This is a genomic window from Pontibaca methylaminivorans, from assembly GCF_900156525.1.
In the GTDB taxonomy this organism is placed as follows: domain Bacteria; phylum Pseudomonadota; class Alphaproteobacteria; order Rhodobacterales; family Rhodobacteraceae; genus Pontibaca; species Pontibaca methylaminivorans.
This window is the reverse complement of record NZ_FTPS01000001.1, coordinates 2,210,447-2,234,496: the sequence shown is the minus strand read 5'-3', so window position 1 is coordinate 2,234,496 and position 24,050 is coordinate 2,210,447. Positions and strand designations below refer to the sequence as shown.

The window sequence follows — 24,050 nt, the reverse complement described above, 5'->3', positions numbered from 1 at the left end:
GGAGTGCAATGTTCGGAAACGCAGGATTGGGCGCGCGGCTGCTGCTGGCCTTTGCCGTCATCGCCGGTCTGCCGGTGCTCGCGGATATTTTCGGCTGGTTCGAACTGCGCGATGTGGCGCGCGAACAGACCGCCATGATCGACGAAACCATTCCGATGATCGCCGAGGTGCGCACCATCGCCGAGGAAAGCGCCCGCATCGTTGCGCTTGCCCCCGAACTGGCGCAGGTGCGCACCCAGGCCCAGCGCCGCCAACGGTCGGATTTCCTCCTGACGCAGATCCTGGCGCTCGAACAGCGGCTCGAGGACAAGCACGGCCCGGCCAGCGGGCCGGGCTACGGGCGGATCCTCGCGACGCTCCGGCAGGTCGGGGAACAGATGACGGCGCTTGACGACCTGGTGCGCCAGCGCATTGCCCAGACCCAGCAGCGCGATGCCAAGCTCGCGGTGGTCGGCGAGGCCACCAATATCCTGCTCGAGATGGCCGATACCCTGGTCGCTAACGCGCAGATGGGCACATCGGCGATGATCTCGAACATCTATGACCTGAGCGCGGAGGGCGAAGGATCCGAGAACAGCCGGCTCGATGCGCTCGACAAGCTGATCGAGGTGGATCTGTTCCAGCTTGGTCTGATGTTCGAATTGCGCTCGCGCAGTTCGGAAATCGGGCTGATGGCGAACCGGATCGGCGGCATCGGCGATCCAGAGACGCTGCAGGATCTCGAGGCGGGGCTGATCGAGCGAATCGAAATTCTCAGGCGGCGCATCGCGTCGGTGCGCGACCCCGGCCGGGCGCTGCAGGCGGCGGAGCTGCTCGAAAAGATCACCCTGCTGACCGAGGCCCGCCCCGGCGAGTCGAGCGCGCTTGGCGCCTCGGCCAACATCCTGCGGCTCGACGGGCAGATCGCCGCCGGGCAGAACCAGTTGCGCAGCACCTCGCTGCTGCTCGGGCACGAAGCGGATGCGGCGGCCATGCAGGCGCAGGAACATGCCGGCCAGCGGGGCGTGCATTCGCTCGCCGCGATCCATGACGTGCAGATGCGCAATCTGGTCGCCGGCGCGATCGCCATGCTGATTTCGCTGCTGGTGCTGTGGTTCTACATTCGCGGCAACGTGACCCGCCGACTGGACCGGCTGTCGAACCGCATGAGCGCCCTGGCCGCCGGGCGGCTGCACGGCGCGATTCACCCCGAGGGCCGGGACGAGATCGCGCGCATGGAAACCGCGGTCGAATTCTTCCGCCAGCAGGCGCTGACCAACCAGGCCCTGCAGGAGGAGCGCGACCGCAACGCGGCCGAGCTTCTCGAGCACCGCAACGAGCTCCAGCGCCTGGTGAACGAACAGACCGAAGAGCTGCGCGGCGAGGTCGCGGCCCATACCGCCGCCCGCCGCGAGGCCGAGGCCGCCACCCGCGCGAAGTCCGAATTCCTCGCCATGATGAGCCATGAAATCCGCACGCCGATGAACGGGGTGCTCGGGATGCTGCGCAAGCTTTCGCATGACCGGGCGAACTCGGGCGGCGACGAGGACGTGCAGGTCGCGCTTTCGTCGGCGGAAAACCTGCTCGGGCTGCTCAATGACATTCTGGATTTTTCCCGCGCCGAACGGGGGGAGTTCCCGAACGAGGAACAGGTGTTCTCGATCCCGAAACTCGTGCACGACATTGCCCTGCTCATGCGCCCCGAAGACGCCGAGGAGCCGGTTCAGGTTCTGGTCGATGCGCAGGGCGACCTTCCGCTGGCGGTGCGGGGCGACATGGTCAAGCTGCGGCAGGTTCTCTTCAACCTGGTCTCGAACGCGCTCAAGTTCACCGACGAGGGCACGGTCGTGCTGCGGGTGCGCCAGAAACACGTGCCCGGTACGGAGATGCCGCTCTTTTTCTTCGAGGTGAGCGATACCGGGCGCGGCATTTCGGCAGAGGCGCTCGAACGCGTGTTCGAGCCCTTCGAGCAGGAACGCAGCCCCAATGGCCACAGCCTCGGGGGCACCGGGCTCGGGCTCGCAATCTGCCGCAAGTTCGCCGATGCCATGGGGGCGACGCTCGGGGTCGAAAGCCGCCTCGGGGTCGGTTCGGTGTTCACGCTCTGCGTCCCGCTCGCGCTGGCGGATCCGGCTCTGCTGACGCCGCCCGATCGCCCCGCGCCGCTGCCCGCGGCCGATCCGCTCGAGGTGCTGGTGGTCGAGGATCACGAAATCAACCGCCGCGTCGCACGCGCCTATCTTGAACGGATGGGCCATCACGTGACCTGCGTCGCCACCGGCGAGGAGGCGCTGGAGCGGCTGCGCCTGCAACAGTTCGAACTGGTGCTGATGGATGTGAACCTGCCGGGGAAAAGCGGGCTCGAGATCGCGCGGCTGATCCGCGCCGATGCCGACCCTGCGCTGGCGGATCTGCCGCTGATCGCGATCTCGGCCCATGCGGCGGATGACCAGATCGAGGATCAGCTTGCCGCCGGCATGGACTGTTTCGTCACCAAGCCCGTTTCGCCGGAGCGCCTTGCCGAGGCGATTGCCGAGGTGCTGGCCGGGCGGCGCCGGAAGGTGTTCCCCTCGCCCCGCAGCGCCGCCGTGCCCCCCGCCGGCCCCCGCACCCGCCTTCTGGCGGGAACCATCGCCGATCTCGGGGCCGAACAGGCGGGCGCGCTGGCCCGACTCTATCTCGAACGCCTCGAGGTGGACATGGCGCGCATCCGTGCGGCAGCCGCGGCCGGCGACAGGCCCGCGCTTGCCGCCGAGGCGCACCGGGCCCGGGGCGCGGCCTCGAATTTCGAGGTCTCCGACTTCCTCGCGACCCTCACCGGCCTGGAAAAATCCGCGCGCAGCGGTGAATCCGCCAAGACCCTTGCCCCCCAGCTCCAAACGCTGGAGCGGCAGGCGCGGGATCTGCGCGCAGGGATGCAGGCCGAGCTTGCCCGGCTTGATTCTGGCGGCGGGGGTCAGCCCATGTTGGCCGTGAACACATAGCCTTCGCCGTGAGATGTGGTGATGAACCGCGCCGCGCGGGGATCGTCGCCAAGCTTCTGGCGCAGGCGCCGGATCAGCACGTCAATGGTGCGGTCCGATCCGCTTTCGTGGCGCCGCGCCATGGCATGCAGCAGCGCATCCCGGCTCAGCACTTCGCCCGGCTGCGCGGCGAGCGCCCGCAGGATCTCGTATTCGCCCCGGGTCAGCGGGATCAGCCGCCCTTTGGGGTCGTGCAACTGGCGGGTCAGGATGTCGAAAACGAACCCCTCGAAGCGCAGCGTCCGGTTGTTGACATGACGCAACTGGGTCGTGCGCCGCAGCAGGTTCTTGATCCGTGCCAGAAGCTCGCGCCGGTTGAACGGCTTGCAGACATAGTCGTCGGCGCCGATCTCCAGCCCGACGATACGGTCCACATCCTCGGTCAGGGCGCTGATCAGGATGATCCCGACCTCGGAAATCGCGCGCTGTTCGCGGGTGATCTGCAACCCGTCCTTGCCCGAAAGATTGACGTCGATCAGCAGCAGATCGGCCGGATCCGCCGCCAGGATCGCTTCGGCCGCCGCTGCATCATCGGCGACGCTGATGCGATAGCCGCTCTGGTCGAGATAGGCGGCAAGTGTCGCCCGCGTGACGGGTTCATCCTCGATGATGAGGATATGCGGTGTGTCGCGCATTGTCATGGTCGTCCTCCCCGGGGCGACTGTTAACAATGTTTCACATCCCGGACCAGCCTGTTCATGGGAAAGGTCTGACATGTTCATAACCGCTCCCTAGGATCGAATCGAGGGGAGATCACTCCCCCGCAACGATCCGGCGGCATTTTCGACCGCCGTAACAACAGGGAAACCAAATGAAAAAGACCACGATACTTCTGTCCACCGCCGCCGCACTCGCCCTGTCCGGGCAGGCCGCGCTCGCCCAGGATTCGAGCGATCCGGTCATCATTCCGATTCACAACTGGTCGAGCCAGATCGTCATGAGCCACATCTACGGCGACATGCTCGAATCGATCGGCGACAACGTCGAATACGTCTCGACCGACAGCCAGGCGGTTTACGAGGCGATCCGCCTCGGCGATGCCACCGTGGAGCTCGAAGTCTGGGAGGGCGCCTTTGCCGCCGCCTTCAACGCCGCGGTCGAAAAGGGTGGCATCCACGACGCGGGCGATCACGATGCCATCACCCGCGAGGACTGGTGGTATCCGCTCTGGACCAAGGAATCCTGCCCCGGCCTGCCCGACTGGGAAGCGCTGAACGAATGTGCGGCGGTCTTCGCCACCCCGGAAACCGGCGAAAAGGGCCGCTTTCTCGGCGGACCGGTGGACTGGCTGAAGCACGATCAGGAACGTGTCGAAGGCATGGACATGAATTTCGTCGTGGTGAATGCGGGCTCCGCCTCCTCGCTCTGGGCCGAAGTGGCCGCAGCCGAGCGCAACAAGACCCCGATCGTCCTGTTCAACTGGACGCCGAACTTTGCCGAAGCTGTCTGGCCCGGTGAATTCGTCGAATTCCCCGAATGGGAAGAGGGCTGCGACACCAATCCCGAGGTCGGGCTGCATCCGGACCGGGTCTATGACTGCGGCAACCCCGCCGACGGCTACCTGAAAAAGGCCGCCTGGGACGGCATGGAAGAGAAATGGCCCCGCGCCTACTGCGTGCTGCAGAACGTCTCCTTCACCAACGAGCAGATCGCCGAAATGGCCAAGCTCGTCGATGTGGACGAACTCGAGCCGGAAGAGGCCGCGGTCGCCTGGATGGAAGACAACGAGGACAGCTGGAAGCCGGCCATCGACGCCTGCCCCGAGTGATCCGCGCCTGATGCGCGCCCGGGGTCGCGGCGACCGACCGGCCCGACCCCGGACCATCCATTTCCGAACCCTGCCCGCCTTTTCACGGACCCGCTTCATGGAAGCGCGTGCAGGACTGCCACTCTCCCGGGACTGGCCCCCGGGTGAGTGGCAACCAGAAGGGAAAAGCCAATGACAGCCCAGCAATCCGTGATTTCCTGCAAGAGCGTCTGGAAGCTCTTCGGGCCCAGTCCCGAACATTATTTCTCTACCCTGCACGGCGCCCCGAGCTTCGAGAGCATCCGCGATGCCGGCTATATCGCCGCGGTGCGCGATGTCACGCTCGACATTGCGCGTGGCGAAATGCTGGTCATCATGGGGCTTTCCGGCTCGGGCAAATCGACCCTCGTGCGCTGCCTGTCGCGGCTGATCGAGATCACCGGCGGCGAAATCCACGTGGACGGGCAGGACATCGGCACGCTCAGCGAACGCGAGCTGATCGACCTGCGCCGCAACAAGATGGGCATGGTGTTCCAGAGCTTCGGCCTGCTGCCGCACCGCACCGTGCTCGACAACGTGGCCTTTCCGCTCGAGATGCGCGGTCAGGACCGCCACGAACGCCGCGCCCGCGCCATGGAGGTGATCGAACTCGTCGGCCTCGCCGGGCGCGAAAACTACTTCCCGCGCGAGTTGAGCGGCGGCCAGCAGCAGCGCGTCGGCATCGCCCGCAGCCTCGCCATCGAACCCGACATCTGGTTCCTGGACGAACCGTTTTCGGCGCTCGACCCGCTGATCCGCCGCGAGATGCAGGACGAATTCCTGCGCCTGCAGCAGATGCTGTCCAAGACCATCGTCTTCATCACCCATGATTTCAACGAGGCGCTGCGCCTTGCCGACCGCATCGCCATCATGAAGGACGGCGCGGTCGAGCAATGCGCCCGCCCCGACGAGATCGTGATGAATCCGGCGACCGAATATGTCGCGAAATTCACCCATGAAATCGACAAGGCCCGGGTGGTGCGGGCGCAGGCGCTGATGCAGCCCCTGAACGGCACCGCGCCCGAAGGCGGCACCATTGGCGGCGACCAGACGCTGCATGAACTCGCCCGCCAGATCATCAATGATCCGCGCGACAGCTATCCGGTCTCCGGCAGCGACGGGAAGCTTCTCGGCGTGCTGCCGCGCAAGGCGGCGCTCGACGTTCTGCTAGGAGGCCACGCATGAGCACCATGACAACGAACGCCGCCACACCCGCCGCCACCTTCCTGCCCCGTCACCGCACCGCGCAGGTGATGCTGGCGGCGGCGCTCGTCCTCATCGTTGCCAAGACCGTCCTGCCCGCCGGTCTGGTCCGCCCGCCGGAATGGCTGGTCTGGCCCTTTGCCGACTGGATCAACGCGGCATTCGCATTTCTGCGCGACGATCTTGGCCTGATCCATGTGACCCGGACCATCGCCGACATGATCCAGTGGCTGCTCGACGTGACGGCGAACCTGCTCTACGGCAAGAGCCGCTGGCCCCATCTCGGCCCGATCCCCTGGACCGTGATCGCGGCGAGCGCCGCCTTCGTCGGCTATGCCCTGAACGGCTGGCGGCTGGCGCTGCTTTCCGGGGGCACATTCTGCTGGATCGCGCTCATGGGCCAGTGGACCTGGTCGATGGAGACGCTCTCCGTGATCATGGTCGCCGCCCCGTTTTCGATCCTGACCGGCCTGCTTCTCGGCATCGCCGCCTGGCGCTCGGTGCTGGTGGAGCGGATCCTGAACCCGGTGCTGAACATCGCCCAGTCGATGCCGCATTTCGCCTATATGATCCCGGTGGTCGTCTTTATCGGCGTCGGCCCCAAGGCGGGCGCCGTGGTCACCATCATCTTTTCGGTGCCGCCGATGATCCGCATGACGCTGCTCGGCCTCAGGAAGGTGCCCGAGGTGGTGATCGAAAGCGGCCAGATGAGCGGCGCCTCGCGGTTCCAGATGCTCTGGTCGGTGCGCATCCCGACCGCCCGCACCGAGATCCTGATCGGCGTGAACCAGGTGATCATGCAGTGCCTCGCCATGGTGGTTCTGGCCGCCTTCATCGGCATGCCCGGGCTCGGACAGAAGCTGCTGCAACTGCTGCAGGCGCTGAAGATCGGGCGCTCCTTCGAGATCGGCATCACCATCGTGCTGCTCGCGATCATGCTCGACCGCTGCTCCATCGCCTGGGCGACGCGGCAGCCGCAGAACCACCCCAGGGGCACGCCCTGGTTCATCCGCCACCGCCTGCTGCTCGGCTGGGCCGTGGTGGTGCTGGTGCTCGTCGCACTGGCACAGGTGTTTCCGTTTTTCGAATCGATCGGGCGGCGCCACACGCTCAGCATCGCGGGCCCGCTTGAGGATGCGGTGGGCTGGTTCATCGGTGCCGTGGATCCGATCACCAGGTGGCTGCGCTGGTTCCTCATCACGCAGGTGCTGATCCCGCTGCGCAGCGCCTTCCTGTTCGCGCCCTTCTCGGCGGTGCTGCTGCTGCTGGCGGCGGCGGGCTGGGCCGTGGGCGGCCTGCGCTCGGCGCTCGTGTGCCTTGCCTTCTTCGGCTTCATCGCCATGTCGGGCTGGTGGGACCGGGCCATGATCACGGTCTACACGGTCTTCGTCTCGGTGGTGATCGCGGGGCTGATCGGCTTTCCGCTGGGCATGTGGGGCGCGCGCAAGCAAAGCCGGGCGACCAAGGTGCTGCTGCTCTGCGACAGCCTCCAGACCTTCCCGAGCTTCATCTACCTGATCCCGGTGGTCATGCTGTTCGGCGTGAACGACGTCGCGGTGATCGGCGCCGTGGTGATGTTCGCGGCCGTCCCCCTCACCCGCTACACCATCGAGGGGCTGCGCGGCGTGCCGCCCGAGATGATCGAGGCCGCCGCCATGTCCGGCGCCACCTATCGCCAGACCATGTGGAACGTGCGCCTGCCGCTTGCCCTGCCGACGATCATGGTCGGGCTGAACCAGTCGGTCATGTTCTCGCTGTTCATGGTGATCATCGCCGCCTTCATCGGCACGCAGGATCTCGGACAGGAGATGCAGCGCGCGCTGAGCGCCGCCGACGTGGGCAAGGGACTGGTCCTCGGGACTGCGGTCGCCTTCATGGGGCTGCTGGTCGATCATTTGGTTCAGACCTGGGGCGCGCGCCGTCGCGCGGCGCTGGGTCTGTAAAGGCGGCACCTTCTCCTTCCGCCTTCTCCCGCGGCCCCCTTTCCGACCGGAAAGGGGGCCGATTTCGTCTTGTCTTCCCCGAAGCCGCGCGGCATACCCGTCCGCGGAGACGTGGCCGAGTGGTCGAAGGCGCTCCCCTGCTAAGGGAGTAGGCGGGAAACCGTCTCGTGGGTTCGAATCCCATCGTCTCCGCCACTTCGGTATAAAACCGGGAACGCCGATTCCCGCCGATTTCCCTCCCTTAGTGGCTATCAGCGTCCTCAACAGCGTGTTTTTGCTGCCGTTGATGTAGATCGCGTCGTCCGCGACCTCGACATGGCTCGGGCGAAAGCCCGGACGTGATCCCGCCGATAGCCGCCCTTTTCGAGCCGAAGCCCGGTGCGGGCCTCGGCCGCCAGTTCTCGCACGGCCGCCCCTGTGAGGCCCTTATGGGCCGAGTTTTTCAGCATGGCTTCGGTCCTTACGGCGTCGGCCCGTGCCTGATCCCGTATCGCAGTAAGGCCCGCGATGCGTTCGCCGAGGGCGGATTCGGCCGGGTCGAGCGAACCGGCCTCGATAGCCTCGTAGAGCCGCTTGAGGCGCATGTCGGCCTCGGCCGCGCGCTGGTTCAATTCGGCGATGTGCTGGCCGCGCCGCTCGACGCTCTCCTGCCGGCGATCTAGCAGCGAGGCGAGCACATCTTCGATCCGCTCGGGGTCCAGCAGCCTTTCCTCGATGTGGCTGACCACGATGCGGTCGAGCTTGTCCATCGGGATCGCGCGGCCCTTGCAGCCGGTTTCGCCCTGCCGTGCCCGAATCGAGCAGGCATAATAGCGATAGCGGCCGTTCTTGCCGGTGCGCAGCGTCATCGCGCCTCCGCAATTGCCGCAATGGCAAATGCCCGTCAGCAGGTTCGGGCCGCTGACGACACGCGGCGGCGTCACCTTCGGATTGTTGACCTTCAACCGATTCTGCACGGCCTCGAATATCTCAAGGTCGATCAGGGGCGGCACCGCGACAGTGACGATTTCTTCCTCGGGCTTCACCACGCCCTTGTTGGAGCGGCGATTGAAGCGATGCTCGCCGATATAGGTGCGGCGGGTCAGAACACGATGAAGCTGGCCGATACCCCAACGCCCGCCGTTGCGAGTGAACATGCGATGCTTGTTCAGGTGGTTGACGATGTTCTTGACGCCCATGGGGCCGGACGTGCCGTCGCCTTCCGATGCGAGACGGAAGATCAGCCGCACGGTGTCGGCATGGAGCGGGTCAACCTCCAGCTTCTTCTTCATCTTCGCGCCGCGCTGCTCGGCATCGACAACACGGTAGCCGATGGGAGGAAGGGAGCCGTTCCAGAAGCCTTGCCGCGCATTCTCCTTCAAGGCCCGCATGACGTGCTTGCCGTTCTCCTTCGACTGGTATTCGTCGAACAGCGCCATGATCTGCCGCATCATGACGTGCATGGGGTCGTCGCCCATTTCCTGCGTGATTGACACCAGCTTGACGCCGTTCTTGGCGAGCTTCCTGACGTTGAACTCCAGCTCGAAGTGATCGCGGAAGAACCGGCTGAACGAATGGACCACGACAACATCGAAAGGCGCGGGCTTGGACGTGCCGGCCTCGATCATCCGTTGAAACTCGGGGCGGCGGTCATTGGTGGCCGAAGCGCCCGCTTCCACGAAGGTTTCGACAAGCTGATAGCCACGTGAGGCGCAATAGGCTTCGCCCTGCTTGCGCTGGTCGGGGATCGACACGTCATGCTCTGCCTGCCGCGTGGTGGAGACGCGCAGGTAGAGTGCAGCGCGCAGCGCAACATGGGGACTTTGCATATTCATAGTGCGCCTCCTTTCGCGGCCGGGCGCTGGATCAGCGGCAGTTCCAGCGACACGCGATCGTGCAACACCTTCGGCATCAGCTTTCGACCCTCACCGGGGTCCATGCGGATCAGGCCGTAGCTCGCCATCGTCTTGAGGGTTCGGGACAGGCTCGGTTTGGTCCGCCCGGTGATCTGCGACAGTTCCTCCAGCGAGCCGGGAGACTGCTCGTCGATGACGCGCAGCAACTCGCGGTTCCCGCTGGACAGGATTTGCGCGAAGGATTCCGTTGACGTGAACCACACCTTCGGATCGTCCGCCGCTGGCTTTTCCTCGCCGCGCGCGATCCGCATGGTACGGGCCTTCATTTCTTCATAGTCGGCAATCCCGACTTTCAATGTGGTCATAGGTCACCTCGCTCCTTCAAAACCGCGTCCGCCGCCTGCCAGAAGTCGGCCAACAGCGTGGCCGCATCCTCGTAGGCGTAGGGCTTCACGGTCTGGAGACGATGCCTATGGTCCATCGGCTCGCCCCTCCTGCCTCGGCCGACCGGATGGGCATTGTCGAAACCAACCAGCCGTTCGCCCGAAGGCCCGTGAAGCGTGAGCGAGTAATCGAGGCCGTGCGGCTTTTCCGGCGAGGCCGGAACGCGGGTGACAACGAATTTCACCCAATGGCCGCCCTCGGGATCGACAACGAGCACCTGACCGTCGAGGTGAAGAAGCGTGTCGAGGCTCGGGTCACGATCCTCGCTCATGACTCACTGTTACCATCTGATGGTAACTTAGGCAAGCCTTCATTGTCAGGATCGTCGATTGGCCCGAACAGCCGGTCGAGCACATCCCCGAAATACCGCTCGAAGATTTGCAGTTCTTCCTCGGTGATCGGCACCTTCTCGGGCCAGTCGTCGACGACGGGCAACGACTCCACATCGACGATGCGAAGCGGCGACCTGCGGCGCTCCCGGGCGTCCGGCGTGGGTTCGTCGGCATAGTCGAAAAGATCGTCGGGAAGTGTCTCGGGAACGGGCTGTCGCGGTCGCCCTTTGCGGGCACGGCGGCGCTCTGCGGACATGGAATCCTCCTTGGTTCAGGTGGATTCCGGGGCGCTCTAAGCCCCGGAATTAGGCGAACCATGGAGGGCAGTCGGCGGCCTGTAGCGTGCCGCATTTGCGCCTACGCGCTGGCGGCACCCCTTACGTCATGTCGCAAAGGAGCCCATATCCGACCTACGGTTTCACTCCTGCTCTGGCTGAAAGACCTCTTCGATTGTCAAGCCGAAGAGCCGTGCGATGCTGAACGCGAGCGGAAGGCTTGGATCATAGCGCCCGCGTTCAAGGGCATTCACTGTCTGTCGCGAGACTTTTAGACGGGTGGCGAGGTCCGCTTGTGACCACCCCCTTTGCTGGCGAAACTCCTGAATGCGGTTGTTCATTTGAAGCGCAAACGTCCGATCATGACGCCGACGAACCAGATCGCTGCCATCAAAGGCCACACAGCAAACATTGAGAGCTTCGGAAATCCTGCACCTTCAAGAAAGCCGTAACCGAACGTAATCAAAGCAGTTCCTGCAAATGACAGCGCAAGAGCCTCGAACTGGAGCTTGCGTTGCATTTCGTCCAGATGCCGGATGCTGCGTATAACCACTCCGCAAATGAACGCGGCTGGCAACATCGGGCTAAGTGCAATCAGAGTGCTGGCCGATTGGCTCTCGATACCGCCCGCGAGAACCCGCTGAGAAACGATCAGCATCGCAGCGTAGGTGGCAAATCCGACCAAGAGAAGAAGCAGTCCGCGCATTTTTGTCTCCGCATAGTGTAAAGCATACTTTACTTTTAGGTGGCAAGACAGTGCATGTCAAGCTTACTTTACATTTGGGCGAGTGGCCACTCCGCCCGTATAGCCGTCATCCAACTCGCAAGGTTGCCATAGCGCGCCGAGCCTTGGCGAAACCGCGATCCGTGGCGATGAACCGTTCCAGCATCGGCACGATGAGCTTGATGGGATCGGCAACGGGCTTGCCGGTTTCTCGGGTCAGCACCGTGGCATAGTCGATCAGATCGCGGTTGAGCGTTGCGGGCAGCTCTAGCGTGACTTTCACGGGCTTGTCGTCGGGCAGCGGGCCGAGTTTCAACTTGGTCATGGTCAGCCTCCTGCCGGCTCGAATACAAGGTCGCAGGTGACGATGATCCTGACCGGAAAACCGGGCCTGATCGTCAATGTCGGCGCAACCTGCAACTGGCGTTGGACGATCTGCTGGCCGGCCTGATTGACGGTATCCTGTGCCCCGTCGCGGATGGCGCGGATCAGCCGATCCTCGTCGCTCGTCGCCAGTTCCGTGCCGACTGCGAGCAGCGTGGAAAGCCCTGCCGCCTTCATCAGATCCCACCAATGGTAATCGACGCCATCCTCAAGGCCCGCATAGCCGCTGGCGTCCGCACCCGGCAGGCGCTCCAGAACGATGGAACGGCCGCCTGGCAGGATCAGGCGATTCCACACCAGCAACACGCGACGCTGGCCGAAGGTCACGCCATCGTCGTATTGACCGATGATGCGCGTGCCCTGCGGGATCAGGAGGAGCGAGCCGGTCGGGCTGTCATAGACGTTTTCCGTCACCTGTGCGGTGATCTGGCCCGGAAGGTCGGAACGGATGCCGGTGATGAGCGCCGCCGGGATCACGGCCCCGGCCTGAAGGATGTAGGGCGATGCCGGCGGCGCGACGCGATCCGGGGCGACGGTCTGCCGGTCCACCGGCCCATTGAGGAAGGCGGCATGCCGGTTCTGCCCAGACTCATCTGGTTGTTGTCCGCCTATCCCGCCGATGCTGGGCATTGCCGTTCCGGCTGTCCCACCAGAACGCGGTCCGGACTGGAAGAACACGTTACTGAGGCGGGCCGCCTCATCCCGCCGTTTCAGGCGCCGATCTGGTGTTGGACTTCAGGCGGCTGAAAATTCCGATCACGAAGACGAAGAACACCGGCACGAAGAAGATGGCCAAAATGGTGGCGGCGATCATACCGCCGATCACACCGGTTCCGATGGCGTTCTGACTCGCAGCGGACGGCCCGGTAGCGATTGCCAGCGGCACCACGCCCAGGGTGAAGGCCAGCGACGTCATCAGGATCGGGCGGAAGCGCAGCCGGGCGGCATGGACTGCCGCGTCAATCAGGCTTTCCCCCTCCTGCCGCAGATCCTTGGCGAATTCCACGATCAGAATGGCGTTCTTCGCCGACAACCCCATGATCGCAATGAGCCCCACCTTGAAATAGATGTCGTTGGGCATGTCGCGCAGCATTACCGCCAGCACGCAGCCAAGGATGCCCAAAGGCACCACCAGCATCACCGACAGGGGGATCGACCAGCTTTCGTACAGGCCCGACAGCAGCAGGAAGATGAACAGAAAGCTCATCGCGAACAGCATCGTGGACTGATTGCCCGACTGAAGCTCCTCCAGCGACTGGCCGGTCCATTCATAACCGAAGCCTTCGGGCAGTTCCTGCGCCAGACGCTCCATCTCGGCCATGGCATCGCCCGAGCTGACGCCCTCGACCGCCTGACCGGCGATGCGCAGCGCCGGATAGCCGTTGTAGCCCACGACCAGCGACGGCCCCTGTTCCCATGCCACAGCCGCGAAGGACGAAAACGGCACCATGCCGCCCTGGCTGTTGCGCACGGTCAGGTTCAGGATGTCTTCGGCCTGCATGCGCGATCCGTCCTGCGCCTGCATCGTCACCCGCTGCATCTTGCCGGCATTGGGGAAGTCGTTGATATAGGCCGAACCCAGATATTGCGACAGCGTGGTCGAGATATCGGCAAAGGCCACACCGAAGGCATTGGCTTTTTCGCGGTCGATGGTGACAAAGACCTGTGCGGCGGGCGGCAGCCCCTCGATCCGCAGCCCGGTGACAAGTCCGCCATCCTGCGCGCTGGTCATCAACTGGTTCGCCGCCGCCTGCAAGGCATCCTGACCCAGTCCGCCACGGTCCTGCAGCCGGAAGGAAAAACCGCCCGAGGTGCCGAAGCCGGGGATCGGCGGCGGAGACAGGGCAAAGAACTGAGCATCCTGATAGCCGAACATCTTTGCGTTCGCGTCATTGGCGATGTCCTGCGCGGTCAGGTCGCGGTCGGCCCAGTCCTTGAAGGTGATGAACATCAGCCCGGCATTCGGCCCCTGCCCCGAAAAGCTGAAGCCCTGAATGCCGACGGAGTTCTCGACCCCTTCGATTTGCAGGAACATGTCGGTCGCTGCGGCGATGGTCTCATCCGTGCGCCTGGAACTGGCGGTCGGCGGGGTCTGGATATCGGCGATGATGAAGCCTTGATCCTCGTTGGGCAGAAAGCCGCTCGGCAGGCTGGAAAAGCCCATGAAGGTTCCGGCAACAATCGCCACATAGACCAGCATGACCAGCGCCACACGACGCACCGCAATGGCCACGGCGCGGCTGTAACGCGCGGTCAGGGCCTCGAAGCGGCGATTGAACCAGCCGAAGAAACCCCGCTTTTCCTGATGGCCCTTGATCGGTTTCAGGAAACTGGCACACAGCGCCGGGGTCAGCGTCAGCGCCAGGAAGGCCGAGAACAGGATCGACACCACCATGGTGAGGGCGAACTGGCGATAGATGATCCCGGACGAACCGGGAAAGAACGCCATCGGAACAAAAACCGCTGCCAGAACCAGCGTTATGCCGATGATCGCCCCGGAGATCTGGCCCATGGCTTTCTGGGTCGCCTCTTTGGGGGGTAATCCTTCCTCGGCCATGATGCGTTCGACGTTCTCGATCACGACAATGGCGTCATCGACCAGGATCCCGATGGCCAACACCATCGCGAACATGGTCAGGACATTGATCGAGAACCCCGCCGCCAGCATCACTCCGACCGTGCCCATCAGCGCGATCGGCACGACGATGATCGGAATGATGGTGTAGCGCATGTTCTGCAGGAACAGGAACATCACAAGGAAGACCAGCGCGATCGCTTCCAGAAGGGTGTGCACCACCTTTTCGATCGATGCCTGAACGAAGGGCGTCGTGTCATAGGGAATCACATAGCTGACGCCCTCGGGAAAGAACTGCGACAGTTCCTCCATCTTGTCGCGCACAAGGCCCGAGGTGCTCAGCGCATTGCCGGTGGTCGAAAGCTGGACCCCGAGCGCGGCAGCGGGCTGGTTGTTCAGTTTTGAACTGAACATGTAATCCTCGGCCCCGATCTCCAGCGTCGCCACGTCCTTCAGCCGCACGGTGGATCCATCGGGATTGGCGCGCAGGACGATGTTCTCGAATTCCTCAAGATCGGTCAGCTGGCCCTTGATCAATACAGTGGCGGTCAACTGCTGGCCATAGGGGTTCGGGTCGGCCCCGATCTGCCCGGCCGAGACCTGCGCGTTCTGCGCCCGGACCGCATTCACGACATCGGACGAGGCCAGGTTCAGACCGGTCATCTTGTCGGGGTCGACCCAGATGCGCATGGCGCGTTCCGAAGCGAACACCTGCGCCCGGCCGACACCTTCCAGACGACGCAATTCGCCCGCGACGTTGCGGTTCAGGTAGTCGCCCAGTCCGGTGGCATCAATGCTGGCGTCATCCGACACCAGCGCGACCATCATCAGAAACCCCGCGCCGGCCTCCTGCACGGTGATCCCCATATCCACGACCGATTGCGGCAGCACCGGTTCCACCCGCGACACGGCGTTCTGCACATCGACCTGCGCGCGGGCGATGTCGGTGCCGGGCGCAAAAGTCGCGGTGATCTGCACGAAACCGGACGCGGCCGAGGTGGATTCGAAGTAATCCAGCCCCTCGACGCCGTTCAGTTCCTCTTCGATGGGCTGCGAAACCGACTGATAGATCTCATTCGGCGAGGCGCCGGTATAGGTGGCATAGATCGAGATCTGCGGCGGCGCGACCTGCGGATACTGCGCCACAGGAATGATCGGCAGCGCAATCAGGCCCGCAATCACGATAAAGATCGAGATGACCCAGGCCAGTACCGGCCGATGGATGAAAACTTGTGCCATCTGCCTGTCTCACTCTGCTGTCTCTGGGGCAACCGCGTCGTCATCCGCGTCGCCGTCATCATCCTGTTCGACCATCTGGGGCGCGACCTGGGCATCAGGATAGAGCTTCTGCGCACCCGCGATCACCACGCGGTCACCTTCCTGCAGACCTTCCTCGACCAGCCAGAGATTGTTGGTGGTCCGACCGAGGATCACATCGCGCCGGGCAACCGTGTCTTCATCTTCCGGTTTCAGGACATAGACATATGCCTGACCCGACTGGTCGCGCTGCACCGCCATCTGCGGGATGGTCAAAGCATTTTCGCGCAGGGCCTGTTCGATACGGATGCGAACGTAAAGACCGGGCAGCAGGTCGCCATCGGGATTCGGGAACTCGGCCCGCAAGGTGATCTGGCCGGTCGTGCTGTCCACACTGGCCTCGGACAGCAGCAGCCTGCCGGCATGGGCATATTCGCTCCCGTCGTCGAAAAGAAGCTGAACCTGCGCCGCGTCGTCCGAGATCATGTTCAGGCGGCCTGCAGCGAGGGCGCGTCGCAGCGCAAAGACTTCGGACGAGGACTGCGTGAAATCCACATAGACCGGGTCAAGCTGCTGGATCGTTGCCATCACGTCGCTCTGGGCATTGACCAGCGCGCCCTCGGTGACCAGCGCACGACCGACAACGCCACTGATCGGAGCGGTAACGGCGGTGTAGCCGAGATTCAGCTGCGCCTCCTGCAATGAGGCCTCGGCTATGGCAACATCCGCATCAGCCTGCGCGACCGCGGTGACGGCATTGTCCAGCTCCACTCCGGCGCTCACCCCGCGTTCGCGCAATGCCTCGACCCGGCGCAACCGGTCAGCGGCGTTCAACTGTGCAGCCTTCGCGCGCGCCAGCGTGGCCTGGGCGCTGGCCACACGCACCTTGAAACCCGCCGGGTCGATCCGGTAGAGAACCTCCCCCTCCTCGATGAACCGGCCCTGCTCGAACACCCGCGACACGACGATGCCGTCGACACGCGGTCGCACTTCGGCGGTGCGCGTTGCCGCCACGCGGCCAGGCAATTCGTTGACGACCGGCAACGGATGGCCGCGCATCTGCTGCACAGTGACAGCCACAGGAGGCATATCCTGCGCGACGGCCGGAACGGCGGGAAAAAACAGACTGGTCAGCAGCAGGACTGCCGCGCCCGAGATCCTTTTCATGGAAGGCATCTTCATTCTTTCAAGCTGGCGATAGGTGAAGGGAGGTCAGGCTCCAGCCGGCCGGTCGCCATGATCGTTTTCCGCGATGGACATCAGATCATCAAGCAACTGGTTCCGGATGCCTTCATCGAAATGGCAAAAGCCGAAATACTCAAGAAAGGCCAATCCGTGCAACGCAAGAAAAGCCTGTAAAATCCTGTTTTTATCCGCAGATTCGTCGATGACGCGCTGTGTGTCCTCGGTGATCTTTTCGCGCATGATCTCCCGGCAATTGGCATCTTTTCCAGCGCCTGCGCAGATCAACATGGCGACCGACATTTCCTCATCCGTCGGAGCGGTACGGTGATTTTCGATCATCGCCCGGAATGACGGGTTCGATTGGCCCTGATAACGGGTCCGCGCCTCATCGCAATTCCGGCTGTAGGTTTCGAGCCGGTATCGTATGAACTCGGCCAGCAGGGCAGATTTGTTGCCACAATCATAAAGGACGCTGGACTTGCTGATGCCGGCCTCGCGCGCGACGGCATCAATGCTGAGCCCATCCATACCGGTACGGCGGGCGACCCTTTCGATGGCAGCCATCAGCTCTTCGCTGTCGATCCTCCGCTTGCGTCCTGCACGCCTGCACGTCATGGTGATCCTCATTTCAGTCCGACCGTTCGTATGGAAATCAAAAAAGAAGGTCAAGCTGGAAACTTTATGCTTTGCACGCGTAACTTCTGCGGAAACGCGGCTTCCCGAGTCCGGAACGCATCGGCCTCGACCCGACCTCCAAGGCCTGGCAGAGCATATTCCGCGCGGAGACGGTCACGGACCCGCCGGGCCGGGGCGTCGGCCGGCCGATCGGGGGCGCCCTTGACCTTTCGGGCGGGGCGGGCAAGACCGTCCGTTGATCTTTGGTAAACTGAAAGAGACGAGACATGACCATCGAACGGTTTCGCACCAAAACCCGCTCCAGCCCCGTCCTGCGCCACAACGGCGTCGTTTATCTGACCGGTCAGGTCGGCGAGGGCGACACGGTCACGGACCAGACTCATAGCTGCCTTGCGCGGATCGACGCGCTGCTGGCGGAAGCCGGCACCGACAAGCGGCACCTGCTGCAGGCCACGCTCTGGCTGCACGACATGGGCGACTATGATGCCGTGAACGAGGTCTGGGACGCCTGGGTTCCCGAGGGCTGCGCGCCGACCCGCAACTGCGGCCAGGTCAGCGTCGCGGTGCCCGGCGCCCGCGTCGAGATCATCATCGTCGCGGCACTGCCGGAGTCCTGATCCGCTCGCAGGCGCGGGCCGGTGATCCCGGCCGGCGCTTCATCAAATGTGCCGGCTGATCGACCCGATCCGCAAGAACTATCACACGGCAAAGCGCCACCCGAATCCGGGTGGCGTTTTTCACTTGTATCTCAAGGCACCGCGCGACGCGCGGGAACTGCCGCAACCGTTCAGGCCGCGCGGCGCAACCCCGCACTGTCTTCTTCCTCGACAAAGACGCGGTGCAGCGCCTTGATCACCGGGGCGAGCTGGTCGCGGTCGAGGATGAACTGCACATCCACGTTGCGCGGCCCCTGTGAGGCGCCGAGCACCTCGTGTCCCGCCTCACCGATGGCGACGAGCCCCCGGGTCAGCACCGAGAGCCCCGAAAGATCGCGCCCGATCACCGAGGCCATGGCCAGCGTGCGCGAGGAAATCGTCGCCGAGGGGAACAGCGCGGCGATGTCGCGCTCGACCCGCCGCATGGTCTTGAGCGAACTGTCCACGTAATGGGTGATCGTGTTGGCATTCGACACTTTCGACACGATCCGCACCTTGTGGCGCGTCAGCACGTCCAGAATCCCCGCGTCATAGCCCTTGGCCCCCACCATGTCCTGCTCGAACACTTCGAGCGCGATGATGTCGAGCCCTGTGACGATCTCGACCGCCGGCCGTTCCGCAGGCCGGTCGTCGATCAGCGTGCCCGGATCCTGGGGTTCGAACGCGTTGGTCACGCGCAGCGGCACCCCGGCCTGGCGCAGGGTCTTGGCGGCGCTCGGGTGGATCGCCTCCATCCCCATGTTGGACAACTGGTCCGCCACATCGTAATTCGCCTGCCCGAGCTTGCGCACGGCATCGGCGCCGACCAGCTTCGGATCGGCCGAGGAGAGGTGGAATTCCTTGTGAATGATCGCCTCGCGCGCACCGGTCAGCGCCGCAAGCCGGGAAAACGTCACCTCGGAATAGCCACGGTCATATTCGCGCATGAGGCCCTCGACACATTGGGCATAGCCGGTGACGATGGGCATTTCTTTCGTTACATCAATGCCATCCATCGCATCCCTGATGCGCTGGTCCAGGTTCACGCCGCCGTCGTCACGCCAGCCGCTCAGGTCGACATGGCGCGCGTCGATGCCGGCGCGTTGCAGCATGAGCGCGGTGACAAAGGCGGAATGCGCCTCGCCCAGCCCGGCCAGAAGCTCGCGGATCTGCAGCAGATGTTCGGACAGGCGGAAATGGCCGTAGGAACAGAGACGCTGAAGATCGACAAGGCAGTTGCGCGCCCCCTCGATACGTTCCTGCACGAAATCGTCGGCCTGGGCCACGTCGGCGGGGTGGTCGAGCACCGCCTTGTGCGCCGCATTCATGGCCGCGCTCACGCGGGTCAGTGCCTCGTGCCAGCCATGGTGGTTGTCGGCGCTGGCAAATTCGCCATAGACGCCGGGCTTGCCGGTCTTCTTGTGTTCAAGCAGCAGGTCGCTGATGCCGCCGAAGGCCGAGACCACGAAGACGCGGTTGTAAAGTTCGTCCCCCGAGCGGCCGGCGGTGAACAGGGTGTCGCGCAACTCGTCGAGCCGCGACATGGAGGTTCCGCCGATCTTTTCCACGGTGTGATTTGATTGGGTCATGATATGTCAGCCGACCAGTTCTTGCGCCGGCGCGTAGGATCCATCCTCTCGGTGCACTTCGGTTCCGGTGACGGGCGGGTTGAACACGCAGGCCAGGACCAGTTCTTCCTCGGCCCGCACGACATGCCTGTCGTTCAGGTTCAGCGCATACATCACGCCCGGGCGGATCTCGTGGGTTTCTCCGGTGCCGAGGTCCGTGATCGAACCCCGGCCCGAGACGCAATAGACGCTTTCGAAGTGATGCTTGTAATGGAACTGATGTTCCGAACGGGCCTCGATCACGGTGATGTGAAAGGAAAATCCCATCCCGTCGTCGGCCAGAAGCATCCGCACCGAGGTCCAGCGCGCATCGGAAACCGCCTTGTCGGTGTGTTTCAGTTCATTGAAATCGCGAACGATCATGATGTCACTCCGCGGCGATGCTGGTTTTTGCGGTCACGGCGCGTGTGGCGTCGAACATGATGTCGAGCCCCTTGCGGAAGGTCTCGGCCGGGGTCGTGAGCGGCGCCAGCACCTTCACCACCTGATCGTCCGAACCCGAGGTCTCGATCACGAGCCCCTGCTCGAAGGCATGGGCACAGATTTCACCGGCGAGTTCACCGCTGCCCACATCGACCCCCTGCATGAGGCCGCGCCCCTTGAGCCGGGCGCCCGGCACCACGTCGGCCATGCGCCGCAGCCCCTCGGTCAGAAGCTCGGCCTTCTCGGCCAGTTCCGTCTGGAAGGCATCGTCGGCCCAGAATTTCTCGATCGCGACGCGGGCGGTGACGAAGGCATGCGAATTGCCGCGGAAGGTTCCGTTATGCTCGGCCGGGCCGAACACGTCGTGTTCCGGGCGCACCAGCGTCAGCGCCATCGGCAGGCCAAAGCCCGAGATGGATTTCGCCATGGTGACGATGTCGGGCTGAATATCCATTCCCTCGAAGGAAAAGAACGTGCCCGTGCGGCCGCAGCCGGCCTGAATGTCGTCGATGATCAGCAGCGCGCCATGATCACGGGCGAGTTTCGCCACACGCTCGATCCATTCGCGGCTTGCGGCATTGAGTCCGCCCTCGCCCTGCACGGTTTCGAAGATGACCGCCGCCGGAGCATCGACGCCCGAGGACGAATCCGTCAGCATGGCCTCGAGATAATCGGCGCTGTCCACCTCGTCGCCAAGGAAGCCGTCATAAGGAATCCGCGTCACGCCGCCCAGATCCGCCCCGGCGCCGCCACGATGATAGCCGTTGCCGGTCGCGGCAAGCGCGCCGAGCGTGACGCCGTGAAAGCCGTTGGTGAAGGCGATGATGTTGTTCCGGCCCGTCACCTTGCGGGCGATCTTCATCGCCGCCTCGACCGCATTGGCGCCGGTCGGTCCGGTGAACATGACGCGGTGATCCATGTCGCGCGGGCGCAGGATATGGCGCTCGAAAGCGGTCAGGAACGCGCCCTTGGCGTCGGTATGCAGGTCGAGACTGTGGGCCAGCCCGTCCTCCGCGATATGGTCGATCAGCGCCTGCTTCATGTCCGGATCGTTATGCCCGTAGTTGAGCGACGAGCAGCCGGCGAGAAAGTCGATATACTCCCGCCCCTCGGCGGTGGTCAGGGTCGAACCGCTGGCGCGGGTGAACAGCGCCGGGATACTGCGGCAATAGGAGCGCGCGGCGCTTTCGCGGCGCTTGAAAATGGAAACAGCGTTATCGTTCATGCTCAGGGGCATGGGTCTTCCTTTCATTGAAGGTCGGATCGGGATGGAATGACGCGCTCAGGCCGCTCTTTTCGCGGAACTCTCAGCAGGCAGGCTGATCGTGACCAGATGTTCGGTCGCGTGCCGCCCGTCAAAATGCGCGTCGCGTTCGAAATGCGGGGCTTCGCTCAGCGTGCCGCCGATGTCGCGGGCGAAACGGCGGAACAGCGCCCATGACGCCTGATTGTCGCGGGTGATGGTGGTGCACATTTCCTGCGCGGAACCGCATTCGGGGCGGCTCACCAGTTCGGCGAGCATCCGGCATCCAAGCCCCTGCCCGCGCCCCTCGGGGCTGACCGCGACCTGCCAGACGAAAAGCGCGCCCGTGCCCGGGATCAGATGGCCCGAGATCCAGCCGAGCAAGGCGCCGGTGTCGGGGTCTTCGGCAAGCACGCAGGTGTCACGAAAGTGCTCGGCCTGGACGAGGTTGCAATACATCGAATTTTCATCGAGCGGCTTGCAACGGCGCACAAGCTCCCAGATTTCGGCCCCGTCCCGCGCAACAGGTTTGCGCAGGCGGGGCATCCGGGTTCGGGGTTCTTCAGCGTCTTTCGGCATGGTCTGGTCCCTCTACTTTCGTTCGACAAGCTAAATAATGCAGGTGGTCTGAAATTTCAAGCTCTCATGTCTACATTAGGTTTGCCGCATAACCATACAAAATCATGTGTAATTTATGGATTGCGCACGGAAAGGGCCGCAATTTTTACATCGCTTGTCTATCTATTTATCCCGTTGCCTTACCTCGGCGTCACATGCGACACTCCGCATATGGCGACATCCTCCAGAAACCGCACCGACGAAAGTCTGGTCGCTTTGCGGCGCATTCTCCGCGCGACCGAGCTTTACGAACGCAAGCTTGCGCAGGCCGCCGGCCTTTCTCCGGCCCAGCTGCGCGTGCTGCAGCTCGTGGCGGCGAATCCGCGGGCGGGCGCGACGCCCAAGATGCTCTCGACCCGGATGGGCGTGACCCAGGCCACGATCTCGGCGCTGGTGGACCGGCTCGAGCGCAATGGTTTCGTCACCCGCGTGCCGTCACGCACCGACCGCCGGCAGGTCGATGTGACCATCACCGATGCGGGCCTTGCCGCCGTGGAAAGCGCGCCCGATGCGTTGCAACTGCAATATGTGCGCGCCTTCGAACAGCTTGCCGACTGGGAACAGGCGCAGCTTGTCGCCTCGCTCGAGCGGGTGGCGGCGCTGCTGAATGCAGAAGACATCGACGCCTCGCCCGTCCTCGCGGTGCGCGACATCCGCAACGACCGCTCGCCGCGCAGAGGCTGACAACTGCACCCCCCGGGGGCTGTCCAGGCCCGTGAACCCATTAATTTCAGCACAATGAAGCTGCCGGGTCTGATGCCCGGAGGGCGGCCAATCAGCTCGAACATTCCAGGTGGATGAGCGGATATGGCCTGCCCTGTCCGTCGATGGGCGAGCGGCCTGTCCGTCTGAATCCCATTCGTTCATAGAAGCGAACAGCTTGACCATTCTGCTCGTTGACATCGGTTGTCATTTGGGAATGAAGCGTCAGGCCGTGCTGCACCAGGGCAGCACCAATACCGGTTCCGCGCCGGGCGGGATCAACAAACAGAGCCTCCATGTGTCCATCGTCGATCAGCATAAAGGCCAACGGGTAGTCATGTTCATCAACCGCTAGCCAGAGTGGAGCCTGCGGAAGGAAACCGCACACCAGTTCGTCAATGGCGAGACGATCCTCAGGCGTTAGAAAGTCATGAGTAGCGTCAACCGCGCCTCGCCAAATTTCGATGATGCGGGGCCAGTCGGCGGGGCGGGAACGTCGGATCACAGTCATGGTCTCAGGATATGATATTTTGATTAACTGAGTGAAGAGAGCCGCTGAAAAGGCTTATGCTTCGCCGCCGATCCCGAGTAAGGGTCGCCATGGCCAACTCGGCTCAATGCGGCTGTGGCTGAGAGTTTATGAGTTTATGAGTTTATGAGTTTATGAGTTTACGGCCTAGTCGGCAGCCGTTTGCCGTTCCAGAAGCGGGCGGAATTTCTCGTCGATCACGCGCTGGGTGACCGGGCCGGCAAAGCGCATGAGCACGGTGCCGTCAGCCCCGATCACATAGGTTTCGGGCACGCCGTAAACGCCCCAGTCAAGCGCCATGCGCCCCGACCGGTCCGCGCCGAGCGCGGCATAGGGATTGCCCAGTTCGTCCAGGAAGGCGCGGGCATTTTCGGGCTTGTCCTTGTAGTTCACGCCAAGGACCGGGATGCCCTCTTGCGCCAGTGCGGTCAGGTTCGGATGCTCGACCCGGCAGGGCGCGCACCAGCTTGCCCAGAAATTCACAAGCTTCACCTGCCCGTCGCGCAGGTCGGCATCGGTAAAGCCGGGTTCTCCCTGCATCGCCTCGACCTGCACCGCGGGGGCCGGCTGGTTCAGGCGGGCCGAGGGCAGCGCCTCCGGGTCTTCACGCATCATCCCGACCAGCGCAAGACCAACGAAACCGGCGAAGATCGCCAGCGGGATGATCATCATCGGCGAGAGTCGAGCCATG

At 63.7% G+C, this 24,050-nt stretch carries 23 protein-coding genes, 1 tRNA gene and 1 pseudogene; 7 read left to right on the top strand and 18 right to left on the bottom strand.

The genetic code is table 11. The annotated features are described in order from the left end of the window. Positions 1-8: 8 nt before the first annotated feature. Positions 9-2,963 (top strand): ATP-binding protein, encoded by a 2,955-nt coding sequence (locus B0B01_RS10855; protein WP_083946179.1) that lies wholly within the window; start codon positions 9-11, stop codon positions 2,961-2,963. Here B0B01_RS10855 and B0B01_RS10850 read toward each other — a convergent pair. Further along, on the bottom strand, positions 2,936-3,643 hold the full coding sequence (locus B0B01_RS10850; protein ID WP_143733046.1) for a response regulator: 708 nt from the start codon (positions 3,641-3,643) through the stop codon (positions 2,936-2,938). The two genes, B0B01_RS10855 and B0B01_RS10850, sit on opposite strands and share 28 nt — an antisense overlap. A 170-nt stretch (positions 3,644-3,813) precedes the next feature. Between B0B01_RS10850 and B0B01_RS10845 the strand changes: the two genes are divergently transcribed. The 4 genes from B0B01_RS10845 (at position 3,814) to B0B01_RS10830 (ending at position 8,129) form a co-directional block, all read left to right on the top strand. Next, positions 3,814-4,770 (top strand): ABC transporter substrate-binding protein, encoded by a 957-nt coding sequence (locus B0B01_RS10845; RefSeq protein WP_076649871.1) that lies wholly within the window; start codon positions 3,814-3,816, stop codon positions 4,768-4,770. Positions 4,771-4,941: 171 nt separating this feature from the next. Beyond that, positions 4,942-5,973, top strand: a complete 1,032-nt coding sequence (locus tag B0B01_RS10840) for a quaternary amine ABC transporter ATP-binding protein (protein ID WP_076649870.1) — start codon at positions 4,942-4,944, stop codon at positions 5,971-5,973. Next, complete coding sequence (locus tag B0B01_RS10835) at positions 5,970-7,934, top strand: ABC transporter permease (RefSeq protein ID WP_076649869.1); 1,965 nt, start codon at positions 5,970-5,972, stop codon at positions 7,932-7,934. The genes B0B01_RS10840 and B0B01_RS10835 overlap by 4 nt, the downstream gene beginning before the upstream one ends. A gap of 105 nt (positions 7,935-8,039) precedes the next feature. Beyond that, positions 8,040-8,129, top strand: a tRNA-Ser gene (locus tag B0B01_RS10830). Between the two features lie 65 nt (positions 8,130-8,194). Here B0B01_RS10830 and B0B01_RS10825 read toward each other — a convergent pair. The 11 genes and pseudogenes from B0B01_RS10825 to B0B01_RS10775 form a co-directional block, all read right to left on the bottom strand. Continuing rightward, positions 8,195-9,748 (bottom strand): recombinase family protein, encoded by a 1,554-nt coding sequence (locus B0B01_RS10825; protein ID WP_200805419.1) that lies wholly within the window; start codon positions 9,746-9,748, stop codon positions 8,195-8,197. Next, positions 9,745-10,134, bottom strand: a complete 390-nt coding sequence (locus B0B01_RS10820) for an HVO_A0114 family putative DNA-binding protein (protein WP_076649868.1) — start codon at positions 10,132-10,134, stop codon at positions 9,745-9,747. The genes B0B01_RS10825 and B0B01_RS10820 overlap by 4 nt, the downstream gene beginning before the upstream one ends. Beyond that, on the bottom strand, positions 10,131-10,484 hold the full coding sequence (locus tag B0B01_RS10815; RefSeq protein WP_076649867.1) for a toxin-antitoxin system TumE family protein: 354 nt from the start codon (positions 10,482-10,484) through the stop codon (positions 10,131-10,133). Before B0B01_RS10815 ends, B0B01_RS10820 begins: the two co-directional genes overlap by 4 nt. Next, on the bottom strand, positions 10,481-10,801 hold the full coding sequence (locus tag B0B01_RS10810; protein ID WP_076649866.1) for a hypothetical protein: 321 nt from the start codon (positions 10,799-10,801) through the stop codon (positions 10,481-10,483). Before B0B01_RS10810 ends, B0B01_RS10815 begins: the two co-directional genes overlap by 4 nt. Positions 10,802-10,963: 162 nt before the next feature. Then, positions 10,964-11,161, bottom strand: a complete 198-nt coding sequence (locus tag B0B01_RS10805; protein ID WP_076649865.1) for a helix-turn-helix transcriptional regulator — start codon at positions 11,159-11,161, stop codon at positions 10,964-10,966. Further along, entirely contained in the window at positions 11,158-11,526 is a 369-nt protein-coding gene (locus B0B01_RS10800; RefSeq protein ID WP_076649864.1) for a hypothetical protein, read from the bottom strand. Before B0B01_RS10800 ends, B0B01_RS10805 begins: the two co-directional genes overlap by 4 nt. 106 nt (positions 11,527-11,632) lie before the next feature. After that, positions 11,633-11,869: a DUF2274 domain-containing protein gene (locus B0B01_RS10795; protein ID WP_076649863.1), complete on the bottom strand. Its 237-nt coding sequence runs from the start codon at positions 11,867-11,869 to the stop codon at positions 11,633-11,635. Positions 11,870-11,871: 2 nt separating this feature from the next. Continuing rightward, positions 11,872-12,660, bottom strand: a pseudogene (locus B0B01_RS10790) (TrbI/VirB10 family protein); the annotation flags it as partial. After that, on the bottom strand, positions 12,626-15,742 hold the full coding sequence (locus B0B01_RS10785) for an efflux RND transporter permease subunit (RefSeq protein ID WP_076649862.1): 3,117 nt from the start codon (positions 15,740-15,742) through the stop codon (positions 12,626-12,628). The gene B0B01_RS10785 and the pseudogene B0B01_RS10790, both read right to left, overlap by 35 nt. A gap of 9 nt (positions 15,743-15,751) precedes the next feature. Next, positions 15,752-16,849: an efflux RND transporter periplasmic adaptor subunit gene (locus B0B01_RS10780; protein WP_083946292.1), complete on the bottom strand. Its 1,098-nt coding sequence runs from the start codon at positions 16,847-16,849 to the stop codon at positions 15,752-15,754. Between the two features lie 123 nt (positions 16,850-16,972). After that, the gene (locus B0B01_RS10775; protein ID WP_234967759.1) at positions 16,973-17,509 is read right to left on the bottom strand and encodes a TetR/AcrR family transcriptional regulator; all 537 of its coding nucleotides are present in this window, start codon (positions 17,507-17,509) and stop codon (positions 16,973-16,975) included. A 338-nt stretch (positions 17,510-17,847) separates the two neighbouring features. On the opposite strand from B0B01_RS10775, the gene B0B01_RS10770 reads away from it, so the two are divergent. Then, the gene (locus tag B0B01_RS10770; RefSeq protein WP_076649860.1) at positions 17,848-18,198 is read left to right on the top strand and encodes a RidA family protein; all 351 of its coding nucleotides are present in this window, start codon (positions 17,848-17,850) and stop codon (positions 18,196-18,198) included. Positions 18,199-18,368: 170 nt separating this feature from the next. On the opposite strand, the gene B0B01_RS10765 is transcribed toward B0B01_RS10770, so the two are convergent. From B0B01_RS10765 to ectA, 4 genes are read right to left on the bottom strand one after another with little or no spacing between them, the layout of a single operon-like run. Continuing rightward, positions 18,369-19,805 carry an aspartate kinase gene (locus tag B0B01_RS10765; protein WP_076649859.1) on the bottom strand — a complete coding sequence of 479 codons (1,437 nt, stop codon included), beginning with the start codon at positions 19,803-19,805 and terminating at the stop codon, positions 18,369-18,371. A 6-nt stretch (positions 19,806-19,811) separates the two neighbouring features. Beyond that, positions 19,812-20,207: an ectoine synthase gene (locus B0B01_RS10760; RefSeq protein WP_076649858.1), complete on the bottom strand. Its 396-nt coding sequence runs from the start codon at positions 20,205-20,207 to the stop codon at positions 19,812-19,814. Between the two features lie 4 nt (positions 20,208-20,211). Further along, on the bottom strand, positions 20,212-21,504 hold the full coding sequence (gene ectB, locus B0B01_RS10755) for a diaminobutyrate--2-oxoglutarate transaminase (RefSeq protein ID WP_076649857.1): 1,293 nt from the start codon (positions 21,502-21,504) through the stop codon (positions 20,212-20,214). A gap of 45 nt (positions 21,505-21,549) precedes the next feature. Further along, positions 21,550-22,089 (bottom strand): diaminobutyrate acetyltransferase, encoded by a 540-nt coding sequence (gene ectA / locus B0B01_RS10750; protein ID WP_076649856.1) that lies wholly within the window; start codon positions 22,087-22,089, stop codon positions 21,550-21,552. A gap of 210 nt (positions 22,090-22,299) precedes the next feature. On the opposite strand from ectA, the gene B0B01_RS10745 reads away from it, so the two are divergent. Then, positions 22,300-22,812 (top strand): MarR family winged helix-turn-helix transcriptional regulator, encoded by a 513-nt coding sequence (locus B0B01_RS10745; protein ID WP_076649855.1) that lies wholly within the window; start codon positions 22,300-22,302, stop codon positions 22,810-22,812. A gap of 91 nt (positions 22,813-22,903) precedes the next feature. Here the strand turns inward: B0B01_RS10745 and B0B01_RS10740 are convergent, their stop codons facing one another. Both B0B01_RS10740 and B0B01_RS10735 read right to left on the bottom strand, forming a co-directional pair. Further along, positions 22,904-23,341, bottom strand: a complete 438-nt coding sequence (locus tag B0B01_RS10740) for an acetyltransferase (protein WP_076649854.1) — start codon at positions 23,339-23,341, stop codon at positions 22,904-22,906. Between the two features lie 165 nt (positions 23,342-23,506). Next, positions 23,507-24,049 (bottom strand): DsbE family thiol:disulfide interchange protein, encoded by a 543-nt coding sequence (locus B0B01_RS10735; protein WP_076649853.1) that lies wholly within the window; start codon positions 24,047-24,049, stop codon positions 23,507-23,509. Position 24,050 lies beyond the last annotated feature (1 nt).